Raw genomic sequence first — 19,940 nt, 5'->3', positions numbered from 1 at the left:
AGAACCTGGGGAGGGCGACGCGACATGATGGGACCGTCCCACGCGCTGTCCGGCGCGGCGGTGTGGCTGACCGGCTCGTGGGCGCTGGACCAGTTCGCCGACTACCACCAGTCGCCGCTGGCGCTGGCCGTCGGCACCGCGGTCTGCGCCGGCGGGGCGCTCTTCCCCGACCTCGACCTCTCCGGCAAGGTCACCCGCAACCAGGGCGGCGCGACGGTGGCCCGCACCTTCGGGGTCTTCTCGCTCTTCATCGCCGAGGTGATGGAGAAGATCTCGCTGGGCGTCTACTACGCCACCAAGCTGAGCCGGGACCCGCGCCGCAACAACGGCCACCGGACGCTGACCCACACCCTGCCGTTCACCGCCCTCGTCGGCTGGGGCACCACCGCGCTCTGCGCGGCGTACGGCAAGTGGGCCGTGGTGAGCATCCTGTTCTTCATGATCGGTCTGGCCCTGCGCGGGCTCTTCGACGAGTGGGCCGAGCGCGCCGGCTGGGTCATCGTCACGCTGGCCTCGGCCGCCGCCGCCTGGTTCACCTTCGCCAACCTGCCCGGCGACCGGGGTTATCCGATGATCGGCCTGGCCGTCGGGGTGGGCTGCTTCGTGCACATCCTCGGCGACATGATCACCAAGGCCGGGGTGCCGATCCTGTGGCCCATCCCGATCAAACGGCGGATGTGGCTGATGGTCGGCCTGCCGAACGGCATCGCGCTGCGGACCGGCAGCAAGGCCGAGGTGATCGTGCTGCGCACCGCGCTGACCGTGCTCTCCGTGCTCGCCGCGGTCGGGCTGGTGGCGCCGTCGGTGCTGCACCGGTTCAATATTGAGGTGTGACCACCAGCGGGCCGGTGCCGGCCGACGACGACGAGGTCCCGGCGTTCTGCCGGCACCTGGGCATTCCCGGGTTGGCCGACGTGCACGTGCACTTCCTGCCGCCCCGGCTGCTGCGCCGGGTGTGGGCGTACTTCGACGCGGCCGGGCCGCTGGTGGGCACCGAGTGGCCGATCCGGTACCGGTGGAGCGACGACGACCGGGTGGCGCACCTGCGGCGGATGGGCGTACGGGCGTTCAGCGCGCTGGCGTACCCGCACCGGCCCGGGATGGCCGCGGAGCTGAACCGGTGGACGCTGGACTTCGCCCGGGCCACGCCGGGGTGCCTGCCCTCGGCGACCTTCTTCCCGGAGCCGGACGCGCCCCGGTACGTCGCCGAGGCGCTGGACGGCGGCGCCCGGGTGTTCAAGGTGCACGTCCAGGTCGGCGGGTTCGCACCGACCGACCCGGCGCTGGACAAGGTGTGGAGGCTGCTCGCCGACGCGGCCGTGCCGGTGGTGGTGCACGCCGGGCACGCCCCGGTCGGCACCACGCACACCGGGCCGGCGGGCTTCGCGGCCCTGCTGGCCCGGCATCCGCGGCTGAGCGCGATCGTGGCCCACCTGGGCGCGCCCGACTACGCCGCCTTCCTCGACCTCGCCGAGCGGTACGAGCGGGTGCGGCTCGACACCACCATGGCGTTCACCCCGTTCTTCGACCGGTTCGTGCCCTTCCCCGCCGGTGAGCTGCCCCGGCTGCGCGAGCTGGGGCTGGCCGGCAAGGTGCTGCTGGGCAGCGACTTCCCGAACATCCCCTACCCGTACGCCGAGCAACTGGCCGGGTTGGCCCGGCTCGACCTGGGCGACGACTGGTTGCGCGCGGTGTGCTGGGACGCCGCCGCCGCCCTGTTCGACCTGGACCGGTCGATGGTGCCACCCGTCGTGTGAGCCACTCCGGAGCGCCGAGGCGGCGCTTGTCGGGCGGGTGGGCCGGCGGGGCGCGGAGGCGTCAGCGCGTGGCGACCGGCGGCGGCTCGGTGCCGGCCGCCCCGGTCCGACGGAGCCGGGCCAGCAGTCGGGGCACCTCCCGGGCGCCCCGCACGATGCCGACGTGCGTGAGGGTGGGCGGGAGCACCAGCAGCACCCCCACCACGCAGGCGATCGCGAAGCCCAGCGGTGAGCCGCGGTCCACGAGTGCGACACCGACGACGGCGAGCACTGTGAGTGCGCCGGCCACACCGGCGGCGGCCAGCGTCCCGGCCAGACCGCCGCGACGGCGACCGGTCAGCTCGGCGACCACTCCGGCCGGCACGACGACCAGCGGCACCAGGACCAGGCCGGCCAGCGCGGCCACCAACACCATCACCGGCCCGGCCAGCGGGCCACCGGCGCCGGCGTCGGTCACCAGGGCGTAGCCGAGCAGCAGGAGGTAGCAGGCCAGACCTTCGACGGTGAACACGACCCAGGCGACCACCGCCCCGGCGATGTGCCGGCCCACCGCAGCGACCATCGACCGCACCTCCCCCGCGCCACGCACCCACCGCAGGGCGCCGCGTCGGCGAACCGTAGCGCAGCGGGCGGCGTGCCGGGTGCCGGGGACGACTCAGACGCCGACGCGCTGCGGCGGGACGGTCAGGCCGTAGAGCGCCATCAGCTCCGGCGTGTCGATCCGGCTGCCGTCGGCCACCGAGTCGCAGGCGATGTCGACGATCTGGTCCTTGTGCGCCAGCAGGTACGGCCGGGCGCCGACGTCGGCGCTGGCCAGGGTCGCGATGCCGGACCAGTGCCGCCGGCCGAAGAGCATCGGGTAGCCGCGCAGCCCGTCGTAGGTGGCGCAGACCAGCACGTCCGGGTACGGCAGTGCGGCCACCCGGCGTACCGCGGCGGGCGTGAGGCCCGGCATGTCCACCGGGACGACCACCACCGCCTCGACTCCCTCGTCGCTGAGCGCGGCCAGGCCGGCACGGATCGAGGAGCCGACCCCGGTGCCCCAGGCACGGTTGACCACCACCGTGACGCGGCTCAGGTCGGCGGTCTCCCGCACCTGGTCGGCGGCCGCGCCCAGGACCACCACGATCTGCTCGCAGCCCGCCTCGGTCATCGTGTCGATCATCTGGTTCACCAGGGGCGTGCCACCCTGGTGCAGCAGCGCCTCGGGTCCGCCGATCCGGCGTCCCCCGCCCGCTGCGATGATCATCCCTGCGATCCGGTTCAGCTGCGCCACCTCCGTCGTGAAGACGGACCGAGCAGAGCTGCCCGGCCCGTTGCGCACACCGGACCCAACGAGCGCCCCCGGCGCCGGGTAGCGGGGCAAATAGGAAAATTGTGCGCTATGCCGCGTCGGCGTAGCAGTCGACGATGGACAGATCCAGCGGGAACCGGACCGGAGTGTCCGCGAACAGCAGCGCCGAGGCTCGCTCGCCGGACCGGGCGACCGCCGCGGCGACCGCCTCGGCCTGCTCGGCCGGGCAGTGCACCATCACCTCGTCGTGCTGGAAGAACACCAGCTCGGCAGCGGTGCCCGCCAGCTCGCCGCGGAGCGTGGCGAGCAGCGTCGAGGCCCACTCGGCGGCGGTGGCCTGGATGACGAAGTTGCGGGTGAACCGCCCCCGGGACCGGGCCGCCCGGGCGCGCGGGGACTGCGGGTCGGCACCGGCGTCCGGATCGATGCCCGCGTCGTCGCCGTCGACGAACCCCGCCGTGCCGGGCGGGCAGGTGCGCCCGAGCCAGGAGCGGACCAGGCCGCCCGCCTCGCCCGTGCGGGCCGCCGCCTCCACGTAGCCGAACGCGGTCGGGTAGCTGCGCTTGAGCACCGCCAGCGCGGGCAGGGCCGACCCGCCGGTCTGGCCGTACATCGCGCCGAGCAGGGCCACCTTGGCCCGGGCCCGGTCACCGGCGAAGGCGTCCTGGGCCAGGGCCGCGTAGAGGTCGCCCGCCCCGCCGGCCGCGGCGAGCCGGGCGTCGCCGGAGACCGCCGCGAGCACCCGGGGCTCCAGCTGGCCGGCGTCGGCGACCACCAACCGCCAGCCCGGATCGGCCACCACCGCCCGCCGGATCACCTTGGGGATCTGCAACGCGCCGCCACCCCGGGTGGCCCACCGGCCGGAGACCACCCCGCCGGGGACGTACTCGGGCTGGAAACGGCCGTCGGAGACCCAGGCGTCCCGCCAGGCCCGGCCGTGGGCCGTCCAGATCCGGTAGAGCTCCTTGTATTCCAGGACCAGCGGCACCGCCGGATGGTCGACGCCGCGCAGCACCCAGGCCCGGGTGTTGGGCAGCTCCACCCCGGCCCGGGCGAACGCCCGCAGCAGCTCCGCCGGGGAGTCGGCGTGCACCTGACGTACGCCGAAGGCGTCGGCGATCCGGGCGGCCAGCTCGGCGAGCCGGCGGGGCGGCCCGCCGACCGGGGACGCCTCGCCGAGCAGCTCGTCGAGGATCGCGTCGTGCACGTCGACGCGCCAGGGCAGGCCGGCGGCGCCCATCTCCACCGCGATCAGCGCGCCGGCCGACTCGGCGGCGACCAGCAGCCGGAACCGGCCCGGGTGCTGCGTGGCCGCGATCCGGGCGAGCTGGTCGGCGTACACCTCGACCAGGGCGTCGATGCCCGGGCCCGGCGGCCCGGGGACGGCGTCGAAGAGCGCGCCCTGGCCGTGCCCGGGCGGCGCGGGCGGCCGGGGCGGCGGGTCGGGCGGCACGGCGGCCCCGGTGAGCCGGGCGTGCGCGGCGGCGAGCGAGCGCGGCTCGCCCCAGCGGCCGGCGTGGCCGAGCAGCAGAGCCTCGGTCAGCTCGACGTCGTGGCAGCGCTCCACCCGCACCCCGGCGCGCAACAGCGCCGGATAGAGCGCGACACCCGAGGCCCAGACCCAGCGCGGGTGCTCGGCGGCCTCCCGGGCGGCGACCGCGGCGGCGAGGTCGGTGACGGCGCCGGCCGCGCCGGCGGGACGCCCACGGGCGTCGAGGGGCTGGAGGACTCCCCCGCCCCGCTCGTCCGCCACCACCGCCACCAGCACGGATGCGATTCTGCCTCGCCCGTGCGACACCGACCGGTCCGCACGCCCGCACCGCCGCCCCCGGCCCTCGGCGAGCCCGTGCTCCGGCCGGCCGGAACGGGCCGGCGGTGCGGGGCAGGAAGCCGACGGACGGGTCGGTGGATCATCGCGCCGGTCGGTAGCGTGGGCGGGTGCCCCCGCAGATCCCCCATTCCGAGCCCGGCACTCCGGACACCAGGGGGCCGTTGCGCTACCTGTGGTGGCTGGTCCGCTGCCAGCCCTGGCGGGTGCTGCGCGGCAGCCTGCTCGGCACGGCCTGGATGATCGGACTGTCGGTGCGGCCCTGGCTGATCGCCCGCGCGGTCGACGACGGGTTGCGCGCCCACGACAACCGGGCGCTGTGGCTCTGGGTCGCGGCGATCGTCGTCGCGGGGGTGGGCCTGTCCTACCTGGGCATCATGCGGCACCGCACGATGACCTTCATCCGGGAGGACGCCAAGGCCCGCTCGGCCGCCGTCGTGCTGCGGCAGCTGTCCCGGATCGGCGCGGTGCTGCCGCGCCGGGTCGCCGCGGGCGAGGTGGCCACCGTCGGCGGCTCCGACATCGACTGGACGGCGCAGGTGCTGACGCTGACCGGCCCGGGGGTGGGCGCGGTCGTCGCCTACGCGGTCATCGCCGTGGTGCTCTGGTCGATCTCCCCCGTCCTCGCCCTCTGCGTGCTGGTGGGCGTGCCGGCGGTCGGGCTGGTGGTCGGGCCGCTGCTGCGCCGCCTCGACCGCGCGGAGTCCGTCTACCGGCAGCAGCAGGGCGGCCTCACCGCCCGCTCCGGCGACATCGTCGCCGGGCTGCGCGTCCTCGCCGGGGTCGGCGGCCGGGAGCTGTTCGCCCGCCGGTACGCCGCCCGGTCCCGGGACCTGCTCGCCGAGGGCTACCGGGTCGGCGCCGTCAACAGCTGGATCGACGCGGCCACCGTCGCCATCCCCGGGCTGTTCCTCGCGGTGGTGGTGTGGCTGTCGGCCCGGATGGCGGTCACCGGCGAGATCAGCATCGGAGAGCTGGTCGCCGTCTACGGCTACGTGGCGACCCTCGTCGTGCCGGTCTGGTTCCTGCTGGAGGGCAGCCACGAACTGATCCGCGGTCGGGTGGCCGCCCGCCGGATCGTCGCCCTGCTCGACCTGGTTCCCGACGACATCGGCGGTGCCCGGACCGCGCCCGGTGGGCGGGGTCGGGTGCCGGCGGCCCGCCGGGCGGAGGCGCTGCCCGCGCCCGGTGGTCCCGCCGACCTGCACGATCCGGTGACCGGGCTGACGGTCCACGCCGGGCGGCTGACCGGGGTGGCCGCGGACGATCCGGCCGAGGCGCTGGCGCTTGCCGACCGGCTCGGCCGGTACGTCGCCTCCGACGTCACCTGGGGTGGCGTGCCGCTGACCGGGATCGCGCTGGACGAGGTCCGGGCCCGGATCCTGGTCGCCGACCACGACTCGTACCTGTTCGCCGGGACGCTGCGCGACGTCCTGCGCCCCCGACCGGACGAGGACGACCGGGGCGGGCCGGGGACCGACGACGAGCCGCTGGTGGCGGCGCTGCGCGCCGCGTCCGCCGAGGACGTCGCCGAGGCGCTGCCGGACGGGCTCGACACCCCGCTCGACGCCCGGGCCCGTACGCTCTCCGGCGGCCAGCGCCAACGGGTGCGCCTGGCCCGGGCGCTGCTCGCCGAGCCGGAGGTGCTCATCCTCGTCGACCCGACGTCAGCCGTGGACGCGCACACCGAGGCGCGGATCGCCGAGCGGCTGCGGGCCGCGCGGGCCGGGCGGACCACCCTCGTGCTGGCCACGTCGCCGCTGCTGCTCGGTCGGGCCGACACTGTCGCCCACCTGCAGGGGGGCCGGATCGTCGGCACCGGCGGCCACGCCGACCTGCTCGACCGGGATCCCGGCTACCGGCGGCTGGTGGCCCGGGACAGCGCCGACCCGGACGTCGACCGGCCCGCCGACGCCGAGGAGGCCCTCCGGTGAGCCGACTGCCGGTGGCCGACCGCGGCGCCGTACGCCGGGCGCTGCGCGACCTGATCGGCCGGCACCGGCGCGCCGTCCTGGGTGTGCTGGCGCTGCACGGCGCCGCCGCGGTCGCCGGGCTCGCCCCGCCGTGGCTGCTGGGCCGCATCGTCGACCGGGTCACCGGAGGTGCCGGGGTGGCCACCGTCGACCGGCTGGCGCTGGCGATCGGCGGGGCGGTGCTGGTGCAGGCGGTGCTCTCCCGGTACGCCCAGTACGCGGGCCACCGGTTCGGGGAGCGGGCCGTGGCGGAGCTGCGCGAGGACTTCGTCCACCGCACGCTCGAGCTGCCCGTCTCCGTCGTCGAGCGGGCCGGCTCCGGGGAACTGGCCACCCGCAGCTCGGTCGACGTGTCCACCGTCGGCACCACCGTCCGCGACGTGGTGCCCACCATGGTCATCGCCTCGGTGCAACTGGCGCTGCTGTTCGGGGCGGTCTTCCTGCTGCACCCGCTGCTCGGCCTGGCGGCGCTGGCCGGGCTGCCGTCGATCGGCGCGGCGGCCCGCTGGTACCTGCGGCGGGCCAGCCCCGCGTACCTGGTCGAGGGGGCGGCCGCCGCGGCGCTGACCGAGACGCTGACCAGCACCGCCGAGGGCGCCCGCACCGTCGAGGCGTTCCGCCTCGCCGACCAGCGGATCGCCCGCGGCACCGCGCGGATCGCCCGGCTGTGGGCCGCGCGGCGGGCGACGCTCGGGCTGCGGACGGTCTTCTTCAGCGTGGTGGAGGCCAGCTATCCGCTGCCGGTCGCCGCGGCACTGCTCGTCGGCGGGTACCTGCTGTCCCGGGGGGACGTCTCGCTGGGTGCGGTGGTCGCCGCCGCGCTCTACCTGCAACAGGCCATCGAACCGCTGGACCGGCTGTTGCTCTGGATGGAGCAGGCGCAGCGGGGCTTCGCCTCGTTCGCCCGGGTGCTCGGTGTCGGCCTGGTGCCGCCGGAGGCGCCCGGCACCGCGCGCACACCCCGCGACGAGCGACTCGTCGTACGCGGGGCCCGCTTCTCCTACGCCGCCGGCCACGACGTGCTGCACGGCATCGACCTGGAGGTCCGGCCCGGGGAGCGGCTGGCCGTCGTCGGCCCGTCGGGGGCCGGGAAGTCCACCCTGGCCCGGCTGCTGGCCGGAATCGACGCGCCCCGCCACGGCGTGGTCAGCATCGGCGGCTGCCCGGTCACCGACCTCGACCCGGCCGAGCGCCGCCGCCGGATCGCCCTGGTGACCCAGGAACACCACGTGTTCATCGGCTCGGTACGCGACAACCTCGCCTTCGCCGCGCCGGACGCCACCGACGAGCAGATGCGCTCCGCGCTGCACGCCGTCGGCGCCGACTGGTACGGCGCGCTCCCCGACGGCCTGGACACCGCGCTCGGCGACGGGGCCCGGCAACTCGGCGCGGCCGAGGCCCAGCAGCTCGCCCTCGCGCGGCTGGTGCTCGCCGACCCGCACACGCTGATCCTCGACGAGGCGACCGCCGCCCTCGACCCGACCACCGCCCGGCGTACCGAGCGGGCCCTCGCGGCCGTGCTCACCGGGCGCACCGTCATCGCGATCGCGCACCGGCTCAACACCGCGCACGACGCCGACCGGGTCGCCGTCCTGGCCGACGGCCGGATCACCGAGATCGGCAGCCACCACGACCTGGTCCGCGCCGACGGCGCCTACGCCGCCCTCTGGCGCTCCTGGCACCCCTGACCCCACCCCATTCCCACCGAGCGCCCTCTTTCACGGAAAGAGTGGCTATTCCGCGTCGGATAGCCACTCTTTCCGTGAAAGTGCCGTCGACGGGGGGTGGGGGGGTGGGGGTGGGGTTACTTGCTGACGCCGGCGGTGAGGCCGGACTGGACCTGGCGCTGGAAGACGATGTAGACGATGAGCACCGGCAGCATCGCCATGGTGACGCCGGCGAACAGACCGGACCAGTCGGACTTGTAGCCCTGGTTGACCGAGAGCTCGATGAGCCCCTGGGCGATCACCTGGTGCTTCGGCTCGCCGGCGACCGATTGCATGAGCAGGGTCGGCAGGTACCACTGGTTCCACTGGCCGAGCACGTTGAAGATGCCGATGCTGATCAGGCCCGGCTTGGCCATCGGCAGCATGACGCTGAAGAAGGTCCGGGTGTGCGAGGCCCCGTCGACCTGGGCCGCCTCGGCGATCGAGTTGGGCAGCGTCCGGAAAAACGAATGCATGAAGAAGACGGTGAACGACAGCGACCAGGCCACATAGACCAGGATCAGCGTGAGGTGCTTGTTCGGGCCGAGCAGCGGGAACACCACGTTCATGTTGTAGACGCCCTTGAACAGTGGCACCGCGGCGAGGTAGATCGGCAGGGTCAGCCCGGACAGAAACATCCAGTAGATCAGCCGGTTGCCCCGGAACTCGTAGCGGGCCAGCGCGTACGCCGCCATCGAGCCCAGCAGCATCGTCAGGGTCACGCTGAAGACGAGCACCAGCAGCGTGTTCAGGAAGAAGCTGTCGATCCCGGCCGTCCAGGCCCGGGCGAAGTTGTCCCACTGCAGCGACTTGGGGAACAGCGACAGCGGCTCGCGGATCACCTCGGAGTCGGTCTTGAGTGCGGACATCACCACCCAGAGCAGTGGGTAGATCACCATGATCGCCCAGACCGCGAGGAACAGGTGCGAGAAGCCGTTGAATATCCGGCCGCCGACGCTCTTGGCGGCAGCTTCCGCCCGTCGGCTCGCTGCCGGACCGGCCGGCGGCACCGCATCAGGTCGTGGCTGGCCGGAGGTGTGGGTCACCGTGCTCATCGTCCAGGCCTCCTCAGAACTCGATCCGCTCACGGCGGGTAATCCTCAGCTGGAGGGCGGCCAGCAGGATGGTGAAGATGGCCAGCGCCACGGCGATCGCGCAGGCGTAGCCGAACTGGCCCTTCTGGAACGCGTTGAACTGGATCACGGAAGCGAAGATCTCGCTGGCGTGGTTCGGGCCGCCCTGGCTCGGCGTCATGACGAAGACCAGGGCGTACATGTCCAGGGCGATGAAGCCCAGGTAGACCCAGGCGACCGAGATGGTGTCCCGGAGCAGGGGCAGGGTGACCCGGAAGAAGGTGTGGAAGCGGCCGGCGCCGTCGAGGAGGGCCGCCTCGTAGATGTCCTTCGGGATCGACTGCATTGCCGCGGAGAAGAGCACCATGTAGAAGCCGGCACCGCTCCAGACCGCGATGAGCAGCAGCCACCAGAGCACCGCGGGGATGCCGAGGAACGGCTCCGGGTCGGCGGTGAAGGCGATCGGGTTCTGCGGGTCGACCAGGCCGACCTTGGTCAGCAGGCCGTTGATCAGGCCCTGCTGGTCGGACCGGTAGATCTGCTGCCACATGACGGCGATGACCACCAGCGACAGCACCTGGGGGAAGAAGAAGATGACTTTGTAGACGGCGGAGCCGAACACCCCCCGGATGCCGGCCCTGTCCTCGCGTCCGCCCACGTTGAGCAGGAACGCGAGGAACAGGGCCAGCGCGATGGTGAACAGCGGCACGGTGACCAGGAAGAAGACGTTGTGCCAGAACGCCTTCCGGATCAGCTCGTCGGAGAGCAGCCGGACGTAGTTGTCCAGCCCGACGAAGCGCTGCGAATCCGAATACCCGCCCCAGTCGGTCAGCGAGTATCCCGCCGCCTGCGCGAACGGCCACACCACGTAGAACAGGTACAGCGCGACGGGCAGGGCCAGGAAGCCCGTGACGAAACGCGCGACTCCGTGCCGCATTGGACTCAACTCTCTCCGTGAAATCAGGCGGTGCGGGTCTGCTTCTTGATCGACGAGTCCTTGGCGACCTTGTCGGCGGCCGCCTGCATCTTGTCGACGAACTGCTGCGCGGTGAGTCGGCCGGCCATGAGCTCCTCGGAGAGGTTCTGGCTCTCCTTGTCCAGGTCGGCGTAGAAGTCCTGGAACTTGACCGAGATCAGCTCGCTGCCACCGTTCTTCATCAGCGTGTTGGCGCTGGAGAGCGCGGTGTCCTGCACGTTGTCGCCGGAGCCCTTGGTGGAGGCCAGCGACTTGGTCAGCTCGGCGAACTTGGCGGAGCCGGCCTTCGACAGCATCGCCCGCAGGAACTCCTTGGCGGCCTCCTTGTTCGGGGCCTTGCTCGGCACGACGAAGCCCTCGCCCGACGCGGCGAACACGTCCTTCGGCGCCTTGTCGTCGGCGTTGTGCCAGTAGTCCGACAGGGTCATCTCGAAGCCCGGCGGGATGGTGGCGGACATCTCGTTCTTCAGCCAGGTGCCGACCTGGATGAACGCCGCCTTGCCGTCGAGCCAGGCCTGCTGCGACTGGGTGTGGTCGAGCTTGCCCGGCAGCAGCAGCCGGTCCTTGACCAGCTTCTCCCACGGCTCCAGCGCCTTGACCACGCCGTCGGCCTTCCAGGCGTTCTCCTTCAGGTTGTCGATGTCGATGACGACCTGCTTGCCGGCGGTCTTCCAGATGCTGGCCATGAGCGCCCAGCGCGGGTAGTAGCCGTGCACGGCGTCGTGCACGTACGGTGCCATGCCCTTGGCCTTGATCTTCGGGGCCAGGGCGAAGAACTCTTCCCAGGTGGTCGGCGCCTGCCAACCCTCCTTCTTGAACAGCGCCGCGTTGTACCAGTTGCCCCACACCGTGTACGCCACGTTCACGACGTAGAACTTGCCGTTCTGGGTGCCGTCGCCGACCGTGCCCGGCAGGAGCGAGTCCGCCACGGTGCCCTCGCTGTCCCAGGCGGGTGCGGTGAGCAGGTCGTCGAGCGGCTCGATGGCACCCTCGTTGATCAGCGTGCTGCGGTCCATCATGTCGGCACCCGAGTTCATGACCAGGTCACTCGGCTGCGTCGCCATCTTCGGCTGCTCTTCGGTCTTGATCTTCTGGGTGGAAGACATGTTGACCGTGATGTTCGGGTGCTTGGCGTTGAAGATGACCTTGTCTTCCTTGGCCCACTGGTCACCCAGGCCGCCGTTGAAGACGACCACCTTGACGGCGCTGCCGTCCTTCACACCGAACGGGTTGTCCTTGCTCTTGGTCGTGCCGCCGGTGTCGGACTTCTCCGGCTCGCTGCCGGCGCAGGCGCTGAGCAGGCCGGCGGCCGGGGTGACCAGAAGGCCCGCCGCGGCGGCCCGCCGCAGCAGGGTCCGGCGGCTGAGGTCGCCGAGGTTCTCGGGGGTAATCGACATCGTCGTCTCTCCTTGTGTGTCGGGTCAGGCGGTTCGCCGGAGACGCCCGGCGTACCGCGACTCGAGGGCGAGGTTGTGCTCGTCCCCACCGGGGACGTTGGCGGAGAGGTAGATAGGGGGAACCTCTCCGGCCTGGTGGAACCGTCGTACGACCTCCGCGGTCAACAGCTGCGCCAGCAGCGCGGTGGTGACCGAGGAGACCGCACAGACCGCGCCGCCGCCCTCGAGCGGCAGCAGTGCGTCGCCGTACGGCGCGCCGTTGTCCAGCACGACGTCGGCGAGATCGGCGAGCCGATGGCCGGACGGGTGGCGCGGGGCCACCCGTGCGGTGTGGGCGACCGAGGTGACCGCGATCAGGGGGTGGCCGCCCGACTTGACCAGCAGCGCCAGCTCGACGACCGAGCCGTTGATGCCGGACTGGGAGGCGACCACGAAGACGTCGGCCGGGTGCGGGTCGGCGAGGGCGTACAGCTGGTGGGCGACGGCCGGGTCGCGCTCCAGCTTCGGGTCGGCGAGCAGGTCGCGGGGCGCGTCGCCGTGCAGCACCAGGTCGTGCAGGGAGAGCCGGTTGGTGGGGACCAGCCCGCCGGCCCGGGCGACCAGCTCGGCGGCGAACGCCTCGGAGTGCCCGGCGCCGAAGGCCTGCAGCACCCCGCCGGCCCGCAGGCTGGCCACGATCAGGTCGGCGGCCCGTCCGATCGCCTCGGTCTGCGAGTCGACCACCCGGTCGAGCACCGGGCGGACGGCCTCGGCGTACCCCTGCGCGCTGATCATGAGGCGGCTCCCTCAGAGGCTGTCGGGAAACCTCGCGTCGGCTGCGGCGGGCCCAGCCGACGACCGGCCGCGTTGGAGATCGGTCCGGATACCACATCGGTATCCGGACCGATCTCCGCCTTGCCGGATCGCCGGCTGGACTCCGCCTCGCTCGCCCCGGGGTTTCCCGACAGCCTCTTGGCGGCCTTGTGCCCGTCGACGGCCTGGGCGGTACGCCGGAAGGCCGCGTGGGCGCGGTCGTGGGTGCGCTGCGCCACGGCGATGTAGAGCAGGTCGAGCACGACGAGCTGCGGGTGCCGGGCGGAGAGCGCGTCCGGCCGGAAGGTGGTGGCCTGGCTGGCGGTGACCAGCACGATGTCGGCCAGCTCGGCCAGCGGCGAGCGCGGGAAGCCGGTCAGCGCCACGGTGGTCGCGCCCCGGCTGCCGGCCTCGGCGAGCATCTCGATGGTCTCCCGGGTCTGCCCGGTGTGCGAGATGCCGAGCGCGACGTCGCCGACGCCGAGCAGCGCCGCGCTGGCCAGCCCCTCGTGCACGTCGCTCCAGGCCCAGGCGGCCACGCCGATGCGGTGCAGGCTGAACTGCATCTCCTCGCCGACCAGGGCGCTGCCGCTGGCGCCGAAGATGTTCACCCGGGACGCCCCGGCGATGGCCACCGCGGCCCGTTCCACCTCGGCGAGGTCGAGCAGCGTGGCGGTGTCGTGCATGGCGCGGGTGTCGGCGGCCATGATCTGGTCGAGCACCCGCTCCAGGGGGTCGCCGGGCTGGATCTCGCGTCCGATGTCGACGGTCCACCCGGCGGACCGGGCCCGCCCGGTCTCCGAGGCGATGCCGAGCCGCAGGTCGGCGTAGCCGTCGAAGCCCATGGCCCGGCAGAACCGCGTGATGGTGGCCGGCGAGGTGCCGCTGCGCTCGGCCAGCTCGACGATGGTGGCCCGGGCGGCCGCCTCCGGGTCGCTGAGCACGTGCTCGGCGACCCGGCGCAACGCCCCCGTCAGCTCTCCGGCGCCGGCCCGGACTCTGGCCAGCACCCCGTCGGCGCCCCACCGGTCGACCGTGTCGGCGTCGACCACCGCGGTCCCCGCGGAAGTGTCCACCTCATGATCCACCATCGGAGCGCCTTTCGGAAAAGAGTGTTTACTGTTAGTGGTAAAAGTTCTTACTGAAGGCCCCTCCGTGTCAATAGTGTGGGCGAAGTTTTCAAACTGTTATCTGGCGTACACCGGCCGCGCCGAGCACCGATCTTGCCTTGCGGCCCCGGGTCGGACCAGCATGAAGCCCACCCGTACCGCCGCACCGGGAGGCCCGTGAGCATGTCCGACACCGTCGTGGTCGGTCTCGACGTCGGAGGTACGTCCACCCGTGCGGCCGCGCTGACCCTGGCCGGCGAACGCCTGGGCACCGGCCGGGGCGGCGGCGGCAACCCGACCAGTCACGGCGCCGACCGCGCTGCCGCCGAGCTGCTGACCGCGCTGCGCGGCGCGCTCGCCGGGGTCGACCCGACCCGGGTACGCGCCGGCACGATCGGCCTGGCCGGCGCCGCCCGCCTGCTGGCCGACCCGGCGGGGCGGGCCGCCTTCGACCGGGCCTGGGCCGAGGCCGGCCTGCGCTGCCCGTACGCGGTGCACGGCGACGCCCTCGTCGCGTACGCCTCGGGCACCGCCGCCCCGGACGGCACCGTGCTGATCGCCGGCACCGGCGCGATCGCCGCCCAGGTACGCGACCTGCGGCTGGACCGGGTCGCCGACGGTCACGGCTGGCTGCTGGGCGACGCCGGCTCCGGCTTCTGGCTGGGCCGCGAGGCGGTCCGCCGGCTGCTGGCGACCCTGGACAGCGCCAAGGCGCCCAACCCGCTGGGCCGGCGGCTGCTCACCGAACTGCTCGGCACCGCCGAGGTGGCGGAGCGCTCCCGGAACACGGTCGACGCGCTCATCCAGGCGGTGACCCGGCGACCCCCGGTCGAGCTGGCCCGGCTCGCGCCGCTGGTGGTGGCCGCCGCCGTGGAGGGCGAGCCGGAGGCGGTCGCGCTGATCGAACGGGCCGCCGCGCACCTGGTCGACAGCGCCGGGCGGATCCGGCCGGACGGCGCGGTCACGCCGATCGTGCTCGGCGGTGGACTGCTCACCGGGGACACCCCGCTGGCGGCGGCGGTCCGCGCCGAGGCGCACCGGCACTGGCCGGACGCCCCGATGTGCCCGGCCGGCGACGGGGCGGCCGGGGCGGCCTGGCTCGCCGCCCGGGAACTGCCCGAGGTGACCGATCCCGTCGCCCTGCACGCCCTGCTGGTCCCGGCCACCGACTGAGCCCGCACACCTGGATCGACACGGGCCCGGCCCGCCACCTCAGATCGACACGGGCCCGGCCCGCCACCCCGGATCGACACGGGCCCGGCCCGCCACCCCGGATCGACACGGGCCCGGCCCGCCAGCTCCCATCGGCGTCGGCCGGGCCCGCACGACGGGCCGGGTCCGGCCCACGGGACCGGTCGGTCCGGAGGTTGGCCGGCCCGCCTCAGCAGGGCGGTCCCCCGCCCCGCGCGGCCGGAACCCACGCCCGTCAGTCGGCGGCCAGGATCTCCTCCAGGCGGCGCCAGACGTGCGAGCGCCAGCCGCCGCCGAGCAGGGTGGCCGTGCGCTGCTGGACCGGGTCGTCGGGATCGAAGCCGCTGTGCTGCAGGAAGAGCCGGGTGCCGCGCCCCTCCGGGGCGAGGGTCCAGCTCACCTCGGTGTCGAGCGACCCGCCGCGCCAGGCCCAGCGCAGCCGGCGCGGCGGGTCCACCTCCAGCACCTCGCAGTGCACCACGCCGTCGAAGCCCTGGGCCGGCCGCGGCTCGGTACGGAAGGTGAACCGGTGCCCGACGACCGGCACGAGGTCGTTCGGCATCAGCCAGCGGGCGAGCAGGTCGGGCTCGGTCAGCACCCGCCACACCTTTGCCGGCGGGTGCGGCAGGAACTCATCGACCTGGATCGTCGTGGTGGGCTCAGTCATCGGGCAGCCCGTCGAGGACGTCCCGCAGCTCGGCCAGCTTCGCCCGCCAGAACCGCTCGTACGGGCTGAGCCAGTCGGCCACCTCGCGCAGCGGCTCGGGGCGCAGCGCGTAGAGCCGCTGCCGGCCGACGGGTCGTTCGGTCACCAGGCCGGCGTCCTTGAGGACCCGCAGGTGCTCCGACAGGCTGGGCCGACGCATGTCGAAGTGGGTGGCGAGCCGCTGCACCGGCTGCTCACCGCGCTCGCGCAGCAGCCGGAGCACCTCCCGGCGGGTGGGGTTGGCCAGCGCCGCGAAGACGTCGGCCTCAGACACGGGTGGACTGGAGCACGAGGCCGTTGCCGTCCGGGTCGTGGAAGGTGGCGTAGCGCCCCCACGGGGCGACCTGGATGCCGTCCTCGGCGAAGACGACGCCCCGGTCGCGCAGGGCGGCCACGTCGCCGTCCAGGTCGTCGATCTCCAGCACCAGGCCCTTGAGCGAGCCGGGCGGCATGGTCGGGAACCAGGTGACCAGCGTGAGGGCGGTGGCGGCGCCCTTCGGGGCCACCTGCACCCAGCGCCCACCGGGGCCCATCGGGTTGTCCCACACCAGGTCGAAGCCGAGGACGCCGACGTAGAAGTCACGGGCCCGGTCCTGGTCGCTGACGGGCACGGAGAGCAGCTGCACATGGGTCACGGTCATGCGCCCACCATAGGTAGGATTTTTCCTACCGGTCAAGCCGGGGGTCGGGAGAGGGCGGCGGCGACCGCACCGCGCACCCCCCGCCGAGGGTGGCCGTTTCTCCATGATCGGTATCGGACAGGCGTCACTTGAGCTGACCGGCGGTCAGACCGGACTGGACCTGCCGCTGGAAGGCCACGTAGACGGCGAGCACGGGCAGCACCGCGATGGTGAGGCCGGCGAAGAGCCGGGCGTAGTCGCCGGCGTACCCCTGACTGACCGAGAGCGCGAAGAGTCCCTGGGCGAGCACCCACTTCGACTCGTCGCCCTGCATCAGCACCTGCGGCAGCAGGAACTGGTTCCAGTGGCTGAGGAAGTTGAAGATCGCCACGCTGATCAGTCCCGGACGGGCCATCGGGAGCATCACCCGGAAGAAGAGCCGGAAGTGGCCGCAGCCGTCGACCAGCGCCGCCTCTGCCACCGAGGTCGGCAGGGTGCGGAAGAAGGCGGTCATGAAGAAGACGGTGAACGGCAACGAGTACGCCGAGTACACCAGGATCAGGCCGGTCCAGGTGCCGAAGAGCCCGGCGTTGCGGACCACGAAGAAGAGCGGCACCAGGGCGAGGAAGACCGGGAACATCAGGCCGCCGACGAACAGGTAGTAGACGAACTGCCGACCCCGGAACTCGTACCGGGCGAAGACGTACGCGGCGGTGGCGCCCATCAGCATGGTCAGGCTGACCGAGCCGGCCACCACCACCAGGCTGTTGAGGAAGTACCGGCCGATGTGCGCGCCGGTCCAGGCCCGGGCCCAGTTGTCGAAGTGCAGCGTCTCGGGCAGCCCCCACGGGTCGGCGAGGATCTCGCCGTTGGTCTTGAACGAGCTGACGAACATCCACAGCAGCGGCAGGACCGTCAGCGCGGTCCAGACCAGCAGGAAGCCGTGCGAGAAGACGTTGGCGACGCCGAGTTCGCGGCGGACCGGGCGGTCGGCCGAGCGCGCGGTCGTCGCGGCGACCGGGGCGGCCTCGTCCAGGGTGGTCACGAGTACTCGATTCGGTCGCGTCGGCCGGCGCGCAGGGACAGCACCGCCACCGACAGGGTCAGGAAGAACATCACCACGCCGATCGCCGAGGCGTAGCCGAACTTGGTCTCGCTGCCGAACGCGGTGTCGTACATCCGCACGCCGATCACGTCGGTGGAGAAGTTGGGACCACCGTTGGTCATCAGCTGCACCAGGATGAACCCGTCGAGGGCGAAGATGGCCAGGTAGACCCAGGCGACCTGGACGGTGTCCCAGAGCAGCGGCAGGGTGACCCGGCGCAGGGTGGTCAGCCGGGACGCCCCGTCGAGCAGCACCGCCTCGTAGATCTCCTTCGGCACGGCCGACATCGCGGCGCCGAAGAGCACCACGTAGAAGCCGACGTTGCTCCAGACCATCACGGCCAGCACGCACCAGAAGGCGGTCCGCGGGTCGCCGAGCCAGGTGGGCGAGCCGAGTCCCATCGCGTGCAGCGCGCTGGTGAGCAGGCCCTTGTTGGGGTGGTAGACCTCCTTCCAGAGCAGCGCGATGATCACCACCGAGAGCACCTGGGGGAAGAAGTAGACGGTACGGTAGAGCGCGCTGCCGCGTACCCCGGTCACCCCGGCCCGGCCCTTGCGCCCGCCCATGTTGAGCATGGTGGCGAAGAAGAGCCCGAGGACGATCGTCAGCACCGGCACCAGGCCCAGCAGGATCGCGTTGTTCTTCAGCGCGTTCCAGACGTAGTCGTCGTGCCAGAGCGCGCGGAAGTTGGCCAGCCCGACGGAGTTGGCGTCGGCGGAGTAGCCGAGCCAGTCGGTGGTGGAGATCTGGAACGCCTGCAGGTACGGCGATACGACGAAGATGACGTAGAGCAGCACCGGCGGCACCAGGAAGGTGACGATCAGCGGGTACTTGCCATGTTTCACGGTGGGCCCCAACTCCCGGCGGTCGGCCGGTGGGGAACCTGGACGGTCCCCCACCGGCCGGGTTGTCACGCGGTGCGCTTGTACTTCTTGACCGAGCTGTCCTGGGCGATCGAGTCGGCGCCCTTCTGGCACTGGTCGAGGAACTCCGCCGGGCCGATCCGCCCGCTGAAGAACTCGCCGCACGCGGCGTCGACGAGGTTGCGCTCCAGCTTGCGGTAGTAGTTGTTGTAGACCCAGTTGAAACCGTTGGTGCCGGAGGCGTCCAGCGCCTTGACCACGGTGCTCAGCCCGTACGGCAGCTCGACGCCGTCGGTGGCGCCGGCGACCACGGTGAGGCTGGAGACCTTCCTGGTGAAGTCCTGGGCGCCCTTCTTGGACAGCATGGTCCGGAAGTACTCCAGGCCACCGGCGACGTTCTTCGCCTTCGCCGGCACCATGAACGGCTCGCCGGCGGTGCCCCGGATCGCCTCGAACGGCAGCTTGTCGCCGCTGCCCAGGCTGGGCGTCGGCTGGACGGTCATGTTGAACCCGGCCGGCGTGACGTCCTTCTGCTCGCTCTCCAGCCAGGAGCCGCAGGAGATGAAGGCGGCCTTGCCCTGGCACCAGGCGGTCTGCGACTGCTTGTGGTCCAGGCCGGGCGAGCCCTCCAGGATGTACTTGTCCTTGACGATCTGGTGCCAGGCGTCGGCCGCGGCCTTCATCGCGTCGGACTTCCAGGCGTTCGGCTCCAGGTTGTCGATCGCGGTGGCGACCGACGGTCCGCCGAACTTGATCGCGGTGGCGATCAGCGGCCAGCTCATGTAGCGCGGGTGCAGGCCGGCGTACGTCCAGGGGGCGATCCCGGCGGCCTTGATCTGCTTGCAGAGCGCGATGTGGTCGTCCCAGGTCTTCCCGTACGACCAGTTGCGCTCGCCGAACAGCTTGGTGGAGTGCCAGATTCCGTAGACGGTGTAGGTGTAGTTGAACACCAGGAACTTGCCGTCGTACGAGCCGACCTCCACCGCGCCGGGCAGCAGGGTGTCCTTGACGGTCTTGCCGGGGATGTCGAGGCTCGGGGCGGCGAGCAGCTCACCGAGGTCGGCGAGGGCGTTCTGCGAGACCAGGCCGTTGAAGTCGATCTGGCCGGCGCCGGAGTTGTTGACCACGTCCGGCGGGGTGCCGTCGACGAAGCGCGGCTGGAGGGTCTTGCCGATCTCCTGCGTGGCCGAGTGCTTGATCTCGGCCTTCGGGTACTTCTCCTTGTACATGGCCTCGTGGGCCTTGGCGTACTCCTCGCCGAAGCCGCCGTTGAAGATCACCACCTCGAGCGGCGCGTCCTCCTTGACCCCGAGGGGGTTCTGCTCGCTCTTGGTGCCCTGGTAGGTGCCGCCGTCGGCCTTGTCGTCGCCACCGCCGGTGGCGCAGCCGGCGAGCAGGCCCGCCGCGGGGGTGGCCAGCAGGCCGGCGGCGGCGGTACGCCGCAGGATCTCACGCCTGTTCATCAGCTCTCCTCGGTTCGGGTGGAGCGGATCGCCGATGACATCCGGTGGCGTCCGCCGGTCGAGGCACGTTGATTCTCTTCAGTCTGC

The 19,940-nt window shown here is 72.6% G+C and carries 18 protein-coding genes and 1 pseudogene; 5 read left to right on the top strand and 14 right to left on the bottom strand.

Annotated elements, in window-relative coordinates; genetic code table 11:
* Positions 1-24 precede the first annotated feature (24 nt).
* Entirely contained in the window at positions 25-834 is an 810-nt protein-coding gene (locus GA0074696_RS12985) for a metal-dependent hydrolase (protein WP_088961354.1), read from the top strand.
* Positions 831-1,757 carry an amidohydrolase family protein gene (locus GA0074696_RS12980; protein WP_088961353.1) on the top strand — a complete coding sequence of 309 codons (927 nt, stop codon included), beginning with the start codon at positions 831-833 and terminating at the stop codon, positions 1,755-1,757. Before GA0074696_RS12985 ends, GA0074696_RS12980 begins: the two co-directional genes overlap by 4 nt.
* 61 nt (positions 1,758-1,818) lie before the next feature.
* Here GA0074696_RS12980 and GA0074696_RS12975 read toward each other — a convergent pair whose 3' ends face one another.
* From GA0074696_RS12975 to GA0074696_RS12965, 3 genes are all read right to left on the bottom strand, one after another.
* Positions 1,819-2,319, bottom strand: coding sequence for a hypothetical protein (locus GA0074696_RS12975; RefSeq protein WP_088961352.1), 501 nt, complete (start codon positions 2,317-2,319; stop codon positions 1,819-1,821).
* A 93-nt stretch (positions 2,320-2,412) separates the two neighbouring features.
* Positions 2,413-3,006, bottom strand: coding sequence for a nucleotidyltransferase family protein (locus GA0074696_RS12970; protein WP_088964530.1), 594 nt, complete (start codon positions 3,004-3,006; stop codon positions 2,413-2,415).
* A gap of 133 nt (positions 3,007-3,139) precedes the next feature.
* Positions 3,140-4,849, bottom strand: a complete 1,710-nt coding sequence (locus tag GA0074696_RS12965) for a bifunctional 3'-5' exonuclease/DNA polymerase (protein WP_088961351.1) — start codon at positions 4,847-4,849, stop codon at positions 3,140-3,142.
* A gap of 236 nt (positions 4,850-5,085) precedes the next feature.
* On the opposite strand from GA0074696_RS12965, the gene GA0074696_RS12960 reads away from it, so the two are divergent.
* Together GA0074696_RS12960 and GA0074696_RS12955 are read left to right on the top strand one after the other, a co-directional pair.
* Positions 5,086-6,813, top strand: a complete 1,728-nt coding sequence (locus GA0074696_RS12960) for an ABC transporter ATP-binding protein (protein ID WP_197700864.1) — start codon at positions 5,086-5,088, stop codon at positions 6,811-6,813.
* Positions 6,810-8,540 carry an ABC transporter ATP-binding protein gene (locus GA0074696_RS12955; protein WP_088961349.1) on the top strand — a complete coding sequence of 577 codons (1,731 nt, stop codon included), beginning with the start codon at positions 6,810-6,812 and terminating at the stop codon, positions 8,538-8,540. Before GA0074696_RS12960 ends, GA0074696_RS12955 begins: the two co-directional genes overlap by 4 nt.
* 116 nt (positions 8,541-8,656) lie before the next feature.
* Here the strand turns inward: GA0074696_RS12955 and GA0074696_RS12950 are convergent, their stop codons facing one another.
* The 5 genes and pseudogenes from GA0074696_RS12950 to GA0074696_RS12930 form a co-directional block, all read right to left on the bottom strand.
* Positions 8,657-9,613: a carbohydrate ABC transporter permease gene (locus GA0074696_RS12950; RefSeq protein WP_088961348.1), complete on the bottom strand. Its 957-nt coding sequence runs from the start codon at positions 9,611-9,613 to the stop codon at positions 8,657-8,659.
* Between the two features lie 13 nt (positions 9,614-9,626).
* A complete protein-coding gene (locus tag GA0074696_RS12945; RefSeq protein WP_088961347.1) occupies positions 9,627-10,568 on the bottom strand; it encodes a carbohydrate ABC transporter permease in 942 nt (313 codons plus the stop codon).
* Between the two features lie 23 nt (positions 10,569-10,591).
* Complete coding sequence (ngcE, locus tag GA0074696_RS12940; RefSeq protein ID WP_088961346.1) at positions 10,592-12,004, bottom strand: N-acetylglucosamine/diacetylchitobiose ABC transporter substrate-binding protein; 1,413 nt, start codon at positions 12,002-12,004, stop codon at positions 10,592-10,594.
* Between the two features lie 24 nt (positions 12,005-12,028).
* Positions 12,029-12,778: a sugar isomerase domain-containing protein gene (locus GA0074696_RS12935; RefSeq protein ID WP_088961345.1), complete on the bottom strand. Its 750-nt coding sequence runs from the start codon at positions 12,776-12,778 to the stop codon at positions 12,029-12,031.
* A 176-nt stretch (positions 12,779-12,954) separates the two neighbouring features.
* Positions 12,955-13,887: pseudogene (locus GA0074696_RS12930) on the bottom strand (MurR/RpiR family transcriptional regulator); the annotation flags it as partial.
* A 201-nt stretch (positions 13,888-14,088) separates the two neighbouring features.
* Here GA0074696_RS12930 and GA0074696_RS12925 point away from each other — a divergent pair.
* On the top strand, positions 14,089-15,078 hold the full coding sequence (locus GA0074696_RS12925; RefSeq protein ID WP_088961344.1) for an N-acetylglucosamine kinase: 990 nt from the start codon (positions 14,089-14,091) through the stop codon (positions 15,076-15,078).
* Positions 15,079-15,331: 253 nt separating this feature from the next.
* On the opposite strand, the gene GA0074696_RS12920 is transcribed toward GA0074696_RS12925, so the two are convergent.
* From GA0074696_RS12920 to ngcE (GA0074696_RS12895), 6 genes are all read right to left on the bottom strand, one after another.
* Positions 15,332-15,763, bottom strand: coding sequence for an SRPBCC family protein (locus GA0074696_RS12920; RefSeq protein ID WP_088961343.1), 432 nt, complete (start codon positions 15,761-15,763; stop codon positions 15,332-15,334).
* Positions 15,756-16,076, bottom strand: coding sequence for an ArsR/SmtB family transcription factor (locus GA0074696_RS12915; RefSeq protein WP_088961342.1), 321 nt, complete (start codon positions 16,074-16,076; stop codon positions 15,756-15,758). Before GA0074696_RS12915 ends, GA0074696_RS12920 begins: the two co-directional genes overlap by 8 nt.
* A complete protein-coding gene (locus tag GA0074696_RS12910; protein WP_088961341.1) occupies positions 16,069-16,443 on the bottom strand; it encodes a VOC family protein in 375 nt (124 codons plus the stop codon). Before GA0074696_RS12910 ends, GA0074696_RS12915 begins: the two co-directional genes overlap by 8 nt.
* A gap of 124 nt (positions 16,444-16,567) precedes the next feature.
* Positions 16,568-17,467 carry a carbohydrate ABC transporter permease gene (locus GA0074696_RS12905; RefSeq protein WP_088961340.1) on the bottom strand — a complete coding sequence of 300 codons (900 nt, stop codon included), beginning with the start codon at positions 17,465-17,467 and terminating at the stop codon, positions 16,568-16,570.
* Positions 17,464-18,372, bottom strand: a complete 909-nt coding sequence (locus tag GA0074696_RS12900; RefSeq protein WP_088961339.1) for a carbohydrate ABC transporter permease — start codon at positions 18,370-18,372, stop codon at positions 17,464-17,466. The genes GA0074696_RS12905 and GA0074696_RS12900 overlap by 4 nt, the downstream gene beginning before the upstream one ends.
* Before the next feature lie 65 nt (positions 18,373-18,437).
* Positions 18,438-19,853, bottom strand: a complete 1,416-nt coding sequence (gene ngcE, locus GA0074696_RS12895; RefSeq protein ID WP_088961338.1) for an N-acetylglucosamine/diacetylchitobiose ABC transporter substrate-binding protein — start codon at positions 19,851-19,853, stop codon at positions 18,438-18,440.
* Positions 19,854-19,940: the final 87 nt, after the last annotated feature.

Origin of the sequence: Micromonospora purpureochromogenes (assembly GCF_900091515.1) — a bacterium.
Taxonomy (GTDB): Bacteria; Actinomycetota; Actinomycetes; order Mycobacteriales; family Micromonosporaceae; genus Micromonospora; species Micromonospora purpureochromogenes.
The sequence above is the reverse complement of the archived record's forward strand: the minus strand, read 5'-3'. Positions and strand labels throughout refer to the sequence as shown.

Bases quoted from the DNA above. Each gene is read 5' to 3' on its own strand.
- GA0074696_RS12950 (WP_088961348.1), bottom strand. From the start codon at position 9,613: ATGAGCACGGTGACCCACACCTCCGGCCAGCCACGACCTGATGCGGTG.
- ngcE (WP_088961346.1), bottom strand. From the start codon at position 12,004: ATGTCGATTACCCCCGAGAACCTCGGCGACCTCAGCCGCCGGACCCTG.
- GA0074696_RS12935 (WP_088961345.1), bottom strand. From the start codon at position 12,778: ATGATCAGCGCGCAGGGGTACGCCGAGGCCGTCCGCCCGGTGCTCGAC.
- GA0074696_RS12920 (WP_088961343.1), bottom strand. From the start codon at position 15,763: ATGACTGAGCCCACCACGACGATCCAGGTCGATGAGTTCCTGCCGCAC.
- GA0074696_RS12970 (WP_088964530.1), bottom strand. From the start codon at position 3,006: ATGATCATCGCAGCGGGCGGGGGACGCCGGATCGGCGGACCCGAGGCG.
- GA0074696_RS12925 (WP_088961344.1), top strand. From the start codon at position 14,089: ATGTCCGACACCGTCGTGGTCGGTCTCGACGTCGGAGGTACGTCCACC.
- GA0074696_RS12975 (WP_088961352.1), bottom strand. From the start codon at position 2,319: ATGGTCGCTGCGGTGGGCCGGCACATCGCCGGGGCGGTGGTCGCCTGG.
- GA0074696_RS12910 (WP_088961341.1), bottom strand. From the start codon at position 16,443: ATGACCGTGACCCATGTGCAGCTGCTCTCCGTGCCCGTCAGCGACCAG.
- GA0074696_RS12985 (WP_088961354.1), top strand. From the start codon at position 25: ATGATGGGACCGTCCCACGCGCTGTCCGGCGCGGCGGTGTGGCTGACC.
- ngcE (WP_088961338.1), bottom strand. From the start codon at position 19,853: ATGAACAGGCGTGAGATCCTGCGGCGTACCGCCGCCGCCGGCCTGCTG.
- GA0074696_RS12945 (WP_088961347.1), bottom strand. From the start codon at position 10,568: ATGCGGCACGGAGTCGCGCGTTTCGTCACGGGCTTCCTGGCCCTGCCC.